The sequence below is a fragment of the Candidatus Nealsonbacteria bacterium genome, assembly GCA_019923605.1.
Taxonomy (GTDB): domain Bacteria; phylum Patescibacteriota; class Minisyncoccia; order Minisyncoccales; family CSSED10-335; genus JAHXGM01.
The window spans coordinates 19,890-27,067 of the sequence record JAHXGM010000009.1; the positions used below are offsets into that span (position 1 = coordinate 19,890).

General features: G+C 38.1%; 7 protein-coding genes, 3 tRNA genes and 1 rRNA gene. 9 read left to right on the forward strand and 2 right to left on the reverse strand.

Translation table 11 applies throughout. The features are described from left to right. Positions 1–17: 17 nt before the first annotated feature. Positions 18–1,400, forward strand: a complete 1,383-nt coding sequence (locus tag KY054_02055) for a lytic murein transglycosylase (GenBank protein ID MBZ1356536.1) — start codon at positions 18–20, stop codon at positions 1,398–1,400. 39 nt (positions 1,401–1,439) lie between these two features. Here the strand turns inward: KY054_02055 and prfA are convergent, their stop codons facing one another. Both prfA and rpmE read right to left on the reverse strand, forming a co-directional pair. Next, on the reverse strand, positions 1,440–2,501 hold the full coding sequence (gene prfA, locus KY054_02060; protein ID MBZ1356537.1) for a peptide chain release factor 1: 1,062 nt from the start codon (positions 2,499–2,501) through the stop codon (positions 1,440–1,442). 13 nt (positions 2,502–2,514) lie between these two features. Beyond that, positions 2,515–2,739: a 50S ribosomal protein L31 gene (gene rpmE, locus KY054_02065; GenBank protein MBZ1356538.1), complete on the reverse strand. Its 225-nt coding sequence runs from the start codon at positions 2,737–2,739 to the stop codon at positions 2,515–2,517. Between the two features lie 135 nt (positions 2,740–2,874). Between rpmE and rpsB the strand changes: the two genes are divergently transcribed. The 8 genes from rpsB (at position 2,875) to KY054_02105 (ending at position 7,174) form a co-directional block, all read left to right on the forward strand. Beyond that, on the forward strand, positions 2,875–3,588 hold the full coding sequence (rpsB, locus tag KY054_02070) for a 30S ribosomal protein S2 (protein ID MBZ1356539.1): 714 nt from the start codon (positions 2,875–2,877) through the stop codon (positions 3,586–3,588). A 27-nt stretch (positions 3,589–3,615) separates the two neighbouring features. Then, positions 3,616–4,203: an elongation factor Ts gene (locus KY054_02075; protein ID MBZ1356540.1), complete on the forward strand. Its 588-nt coding sequence runs from the start codon at positions 3,616–3,618 to the stop codon at positions 4,201–4,203. Continuing rightward, the gene (locus tag KY054_02080) at positions 4,203–4,499 is read left to right on the forward strand and encodes a hypothetical protein (GenBank protein MBZ1356541.1); all 297 of its coding nucleotides are present in this window, start codon (positions 4,203–4,205) and stop codon (positions 4,497–4,499) included. The genes KY054_02075 and KY054_02080 overlap by 1 nt, the downstream gene beginning before the upstream one ends. A 16-nt stretch (positions 4,500–4,515) precedes the next feature. Beyond that, a tRNA-Thr gene (locus KY054_02085) sits at positions 4,516–4,590 on the forward strand. 223 nt (positions 4,591–4,813) lie between these two features. After that, positions 4,814–6,328, forward strand: a 16S ribosomal RNA gene (locus tag KY054_02090). Positions 6,329–6,507: 179 nt separating this feature from the next. Next, positions 6,508–7,017 carry a YbaK/EbsC family protein gene (locus KY054_02095; GenBank protein MBZ1356542.1) on the forward strand — a complete coding sequence of 170 codons (510 nt, stop codon included), beginning with the start codon at positions 6,508–6,510 and terminating at the stop codon, positions 7,015–7,017. A 3-nt stretch (positions 7,018–7,020) separates the two neighbouring features. Then, positions 7,021–7,092 (forward strand) — tRNA-Ile (locus tag KY054_02100). 9 nt (positions 7,093–7,101) lie between these two features. Further along, positions 7,102–7,174, forward strand: a tRNA-Ala gene (locus KY054_02105). Positions 7,175–7,178 lie beyond the last annotated feature (4 nt).

Here is a 7,178-nt window from a genome sequence, read left to right on the forward strand (position 1 = left end):
TAATAAAAAAAACATTTATGTTTAAATTATCTCTTAAAAAATCACTGATTATCCTGGTAATATTTACTCTTCTTCTTAGCAGTGGAGCAGTTTTTATTTCAGCTCAAGCTACTCCTGAGCAGGAAAGAAGTAGCCTTCAAAGGCAGTTAAAAGAATTAGAGGAATTAGAGAGAAAGATTCAAGTGGATGTTACAGTGACTCAAGCAGAGAGAGAACGAATTCAGCATCAAGTATCTACTCTGAGAAGAAGGATTAACCAGCTAAACGCTGAAATTCGTCAAGCTCAAGTAAGGGCACAATCACTTACAGGCCAGATAATAAATACAGAAGCATCTATTGAAGTAACAGTAAATAAAATTGATACTTTGCGAGGAAGACTAGCGAATACTTTAAGAAATATATATCAAGAAGATCAAAGGACAACTGTTGAGATTTTACTTTCTGAAAAAGATCTTAGCGGTTTCTTTGATAACACTTCGGCACTAGAAAGATTGTCATCAGAAAGCAGGGATATTTTAGGAGAGATAATAGTTTTAAAAGTTAATCTGGAAGAAGAAAAAATATCTCTAGGAGATGCAAAAACTGAAACTGAACAATTAGCTGCAGCTAAGACTGCTCAGGCTAGGGAAGCAGAAGCTATCAGAAGAGAACAACAAAGATTGCTAGAGGGTAATCAGCAAAGAGAAGCGCTTCAAAAGAAAGAACTAGAAGAGGTAAGAAAACAGGCAGCTCAAATAAGGGCTAGAATTTTTGAATTAGCAGGAACTCCTAGCACACAAGCACCGAATTTTGGTGAGGCCTATGAACTTGCAAAGTGGGTGGAAGGAATAACGGGAACTAGGCCGGCTTTCTTGTTGGCAATTCTGCAACAAGAATCTGCTATTGGTAGAAATGTGGGAGGTTGTAATATTGCTGATACTACTTCTGGGCATTCAGTAAATATTCGAACCGGTCAAGTACACTCAAATGGAATACATAGGACAAGAGATCTTCCAGGACTCTTAATTATCGCAAACGAGCTTAATACGGACCCTCTTAAAATCCAGATTTCCTGTCCGGTACCAAATATTCCTGGTTTCGGAGGTGCTATGGGGCCCGCTCAATTTATCCCTTCTACCTGGATGGGGTATCGATCAAGATTAAGTACACTTTTGGGAAAACCCGCCAATCCTTGGGTTATTAGAGACTCCTTTTTAGCCTCAGGACTCCTATTATCAGATTTAGGTGCTAGGTCTCAAACCAGCGAAGGGGAATGGAGAGCAGCGATTTCTTATTACGCAGGACCTAATTGTTTAAATTCTCAGGCATGTATTAATCGTAATAGGAGTTATGCTGATCAAGTAATGGGAAGAGTTGCTGGATTCCAAAGAGATATTGATATTTTAAATCAGAGTAGATAATAAATCTCAGTAAAATCAAAAACCGCCTTTGGGCGGTTTTTATTTTTCTCCCTCTTCTTGCAGTGCTTTTACTATTGGATCCATTTCTCCGTTGAGTATGATTTCAATGTTGTGCCAACTTTTTTGTATTCTATGATCAGTTATTCTGTTTTGAGGGAAATTATATGTTCTTATTTTTTCAGACCTATCACTTGAAGTAACTTGTGACGCCCTCTCTTTTTTTAATTTAGCTACACGCTCTTTTTCTAATTTTTCCATTATCCTTGCCTCAAGGATAGACATCGCATTTTCCTTATTTTGAGCCAAGCTTCTTTCAGTTTGAGAAGTAACTACAGTACCGGTTGGCAAATGGGTTATCCTTATCGCAGTTTCTCTTTTGTTAACATGTTGCCCCCCTGGCCCGGAAGCTTTATAGGTATCTACCTTTAGATCGTTGGGAAGAATTTTTACAGTACCTTTTTTAGGCTTTAACATTGCGATGACCGAAACAGTTGATGTGTGTATTCTGCCCCCTTTTTCAGTCTCTGGCACTCTCTGAACTCTATGGACTCCACCTTCATATTGCATAGAAGAGTAGACATTACCATTCTTAAGTTCAAATATTACTTCTTTTAATCCACCAACTTCTGTTGTACTAGAACTTAATATTTTTTGTGTCCATCCTTTATTCTGTGCATATCGTGAATACATCTTAAATAAATTCTCAGCAAAAAGCGCCGCTTCATTTCCTCCTGCACCAGCTCTTATTTCTACAATAACAGCTCCACTTTTCTTACCATCATCGCCATCACTCTTTATTTTTTCAAATAATTCCTTAACCTCTTTTTCTAGTATTATTATTTTTTCTTTGATGATTTCAATTTCTCCTTCGGCTAAACTAATCAATTCTGGATCGTCTTCTTTGGAAATAATTGTTTTATTTTCCTCTTTTTCTCTTATGGTTTTTTTGAGCTCATCTGCCTTTTGGATAAGGTTTTCTAATTTCTTTTTTCTCTTTGAAAGTTCTTCAAATTTTTCCCAATCCGAAATGAGGTCAGGGTCACTGATCTCTTTTAAAAGTTCATCATACTCTTCTTTAAAGAGGTTGAGGTCGAATTCCATATTTAGCATGTACTTACTTCTTTTTTCCTAGATCTTGCTTTTTTTCAAGTTTCTTTTTAAATCTTTCTACTCGTCCCATAGTATCAACAATCTTTTCCTTTCCGGAATAGAAAGGATGGCACGATGAGCAGATGTCAATATTAAGCGTTTCCTTAGTAGATCCGATAGTAAATGAATTTCCGCAAACACATTTCACATCAGTCTTCTCGTGATATTTTGGATGGATTTCTTTTTTCATATATAATTTTATTTATTCAAAACAATTGACATTTAAATACTAACAAAAATCCATTAAAAATCAAGGAATCTTGATTTAATTTTTAAATAGTGTTAAATTACAGCAGATATAAATTAAGTAATAGAACTATATTGTATGACTCAAACTAAAGAAGAATTAGATCAAAAACAACACGAAATGGAAGAAATGGTAAAGGTTGGTGTTCATCTTGGACATAAGAAGAATAAGAAGCATCCTAAGATGGAGCCTTATCTTTATGGTCTAAGAAATGACATTAGTATTATTGATGTGGAGAAGACATATGAAAAATTAGAGGAAGCTCTTAGTTTCATAAAAAGCCTTATTTCTCAAGACAAGGTTGTAATGGTTATCGGAACCAAAGTTCAACTTAAAGAAATGGTTACTGAATTTGCAAAAGAAGTTGATATTCCATATATGACTGAAAGATGGCTTGGAGGAACTTTCACTAATTTTGGAAACATCAAGAAGAGAGTAGATCATCTTAAGGATTTAGAAAAGAAGAAAGAGGAAGGGGATCTTGAAAAATATACCAAGAAAGAAAGACTAAATATTACAAGAGAGATTGAATCTTTGAAAGTAAAGTTTGAAGGATTAAAATCATTATCTAAATTACCTGATGCAGTGTTAGTAATGGACATCGAAAAAGATGGTCTAGCTGTAAAGGAGGCCTCAGAGAGAGGAATCAAAGTAATTGCTATTTCTGATTCCAATGTTAATCCAGAGGTTGTTGATTATCCAATTCCAGCAAATGATGATGCCGTATCTTCTGTAAGATATATCTTAGAAAAGATAAAGGGTATTATCATAGAATCTAGGGTCGTGCGCTAGAAAAGTTTTAATTTAACCGTTGTTAAAATTATGAGTAATTTAGATTTAGTAAAACAGCTTCGTGAAGAGACAGGCGTTTCGTTAATGGAATGCAAGAAAGCAATAGAAGAAGCAGGAGGAGATATTGAAACAGCAAAAGATCTTTTAAGGAAAAAAGGACAAGCTATGGCTGCTAAGAGATTGGGCCGTGATGTTGGAGAAGGTATTATTACTAGCTATATCCATCCCAATCAAAAAATAGGAGTGTTATTAGATATCCGATGTGAATCTGATTTTGTTGCAAGGTCCGATGATTTTCAAAATCTTGCCCGAGAAATCTGTCTTCAAATAGCTGCTATGAAACCATTGTTTATACAAGAAGAAGATGTTCCAGAAGCTAATATAGAAAAAGAGAAAGAAATCTTTATGGAACAATTTGCTACAAGCGATAAACCGAAAGAAGTTATTGAAAAGATAATAGAGGGAAAGATTAATAGTTACAAAAAAGATGTATGTCTTCTTTCACAAGAATGGGTAAAGGATACCAGTAAAACCATTGAATCGCTAGTAAAGGAAGTTATTGCGAAATTGGGAGAAAATATTGTAATTAAGGGATTTACTAGATACGAGATATAATGTTCCAGATAATAATATTCATTTTCTTGATAGCTAGTTTCTTAGTAATGGTATCAATTTTTTACCAAAAATTGCCTGCTTTGAATAAAGTTGTTATTGATAGTTCAGTTACTAAAAAGGATAGTTATATACTGAAGGTTAAAAAGAGAATATTGGAAATTCCTTTTATAAAGAATTTTTCATGGAATAGCATTCTGCAAAAAATTCTTTCAAAGGTAAGAGTTTTTGTTTTAAAGATAGAAAGTAAGATCGGAGATTTTCTTCACCTTCTTAGAAAAAAGTCCGAGAAAAAATAATCAACGAAGGTGTTTTGCCGGCTTAGCTCAGTGGTAGAGCAACTGTTTTGTAAACAGTAGGTCGCCAGTTCGAATCTGGCAGCCGGCTCCAAGAGTTTTCAAGGAATAATAATCCTTGACAAAATTTTTGAAATGTATAGAATGGTTCCAGAAGATGCAAATGTAAGATTGAAAAATGAGAGATTAAAAAGCAAAATTATTTGAAGACGAAGGCTTTATTCAGGAAGCATCTTCCTGATTTTTATTTAAGAAGAAAGAACCTTGAAAATTTAGAGAACAAAAGTCAGTTTTTTAGAGTTGTTCCGAAACTATTTTTTTTTGAGAGTTTGATCCTAGCTCAGGATGAACGCTGGCGACGTGGATAAGGCATGCAAGTCAAACGGCTCTTTCTTACAAGCTTGCTTGTTTTTAAGAGCAGTGGCAAACGGGTTAGTAACACGTGGGTAATTAACCCCATTCACGGGCATAACTAGTCGAAAGGCTAGGTAATTCCCGATGGTCCTATGTTTTCTATGAATTTATAGGTAAAGGTTTACGTAAGTATTCCGGAATGGGATAAGCCCGCGGCTTATCAGCTAGTTGGTAGGGTAATGGCCTACCAAGGCTATGACGAGTAGGCGGGGTGAGAGCCTGATCGCCAACAAGGGCACTGAGACACGGGCCCTACTCCTACGGGAGGCTGCAGTCGAGAATATTGGACAATGGGGGAAACCCTGATCCTGCGACGTCGCGTGCTTGAAGAAGCTCTTCGGGGTGTAAAGAGCTTTTCTGGAGGAAGAATATTTATATGACGGTACTCCAGGAATAAGGGGATGCTAATTCTGTGCCAGCAGCAGCGGTAACACAGAATCCCCAAGCGTTATCCGGATTTATTGGGCGTAAAGGGTCCGTAGGCGGTTTAGAAAGTCTTTGGTCAAATCTTCAGGGCTTAACCTTGAAGCTTCTAAAGATACTCCTAAACTAGAGAACGTTAGAGGTTGATGGAACGGTCGGTGTAGGGGTAAAATCCGTTGATATTGACCGGAACACCAAAAGCGAAGGCAATCAACTGGGACGATTCTGACGCTGAGGGACGAAAGCGTGGGCAGAGAACGAGATTAGATACCTCGGTATTCCACGCTGTAAACGATGAACACTAGCTATTTGAAGTGTCGACCCTTCAAGTGGCGAAGCTAACGCGTTAAGTGTTCCGCCTGGGAAGTACGGCCGCAAGGCTAAAACTCAAAGGAATAGACGGGGGCTCACACAAGCGGTGGATCATGTGGCTTAATTCGACGATAAGCGAGGAACCTTACCAGGGCTTGACATTCATTTGAAATCCTTCCGAAAGGAAGGCCCTTCGCAAGAACAAGTGGACAGGTGCTGCATGGTTGTCGTCAGCATGTGCCTTGAGGTGCACGCTTAAATGCGGTAACATGCGCAACCCTCGCCCTATGTTTTACTTTGTCATAGGGGACTGCCCGAGACAATCGGGAGGAAGGTGAGGATGACGCCAAATCAGCATGGCCCTTTGATGCCCTGGGCTGCACACATGATACAATGGTCGGGACAATGGGTTGCCAACCCGTAAGGGGGAGCTAATCCCACCAAACCCGATCTCAGTTCGGATTGAGGTCTGCAACTCGACCTCATGAAGCCGGAATCGCTAGTAATCGCCAATCAGCCACGTGGCGATGAATATGTTCCTGAGCCTTGTACTCACCGCCCGTCAAGTCAAGCGAGTTGGGAATACCCTAAGTGCCCTACAGGGTACCACGGTAGGCTCAATAAGAGGGACTAAGTCGTAACAAGGCACGGGTAGCGGAAGCTGCCCGTGGATTATCTAATCTTTTGAAATAGTGTCGGACAGAATCGGTTTGTGAGAATTCTCAAACTGATACTGAGTGTTGGTTAAACACTTTAACTATAACTTCGGAACGACTCTAAAAAGCTGATTTATACAAGAAATGCACGACAACGAGTGCTTTTTTTTGTTGATAAATTTTTATTTTTCTGCTACGATACTGCCATGGCGGTTCCCAAAAAAGTTATAAATTTTCTTGATAAGAGTGCAATAAAATATGATGTTATAAATCATCGTAAAGTTTTTACTGCTTTTGATAAATCAAAAACTTTAAGGGTGAAGGAATCGTTAATTGGAAAAACAGTTCTTTTGAAATTAGATAAAAATATTGTTATTACTCTTGTGTCCGGGGATAGAATAATTGACCTTGATAAATTTAATAAGATTGCTGCCAAAGCTATGGGCAAAGAAGTGAAAAAGGTAAGCATCGTAAAAGATAAATGGATTAAGGAGAACATAAAGGGTATAAAGATTGGGGCAATGCCACCTTTTGGTCAGCTCTGGACAATTCCTGTATTTATTGATAAAAGTCTCTTGGAGGGTTCAAAGATAATATTGAACTCTGGGGATAATCAACACTCTATTAAAATGACCCCCACTGGATTGAAACGATCTATGCCCGAATACTTCGAAGGAAGTTTTTCTAAAAAGAAAATTTTAAAAAAGAAGGAGTAGTTTGGGCGCGTAGTTCATTGGCAGAACGCCTCTCTGATAAAGAGGAGGTAGATGGTTCGATTCCATCCGTGCCCACAGAGACAAGGGCCCTTGGCTCAGTTGGTAGAGCGCCTCATTTGCAATGAGGAGGTCGCCGGTTCGAATCCGGCAGGGTCCACACT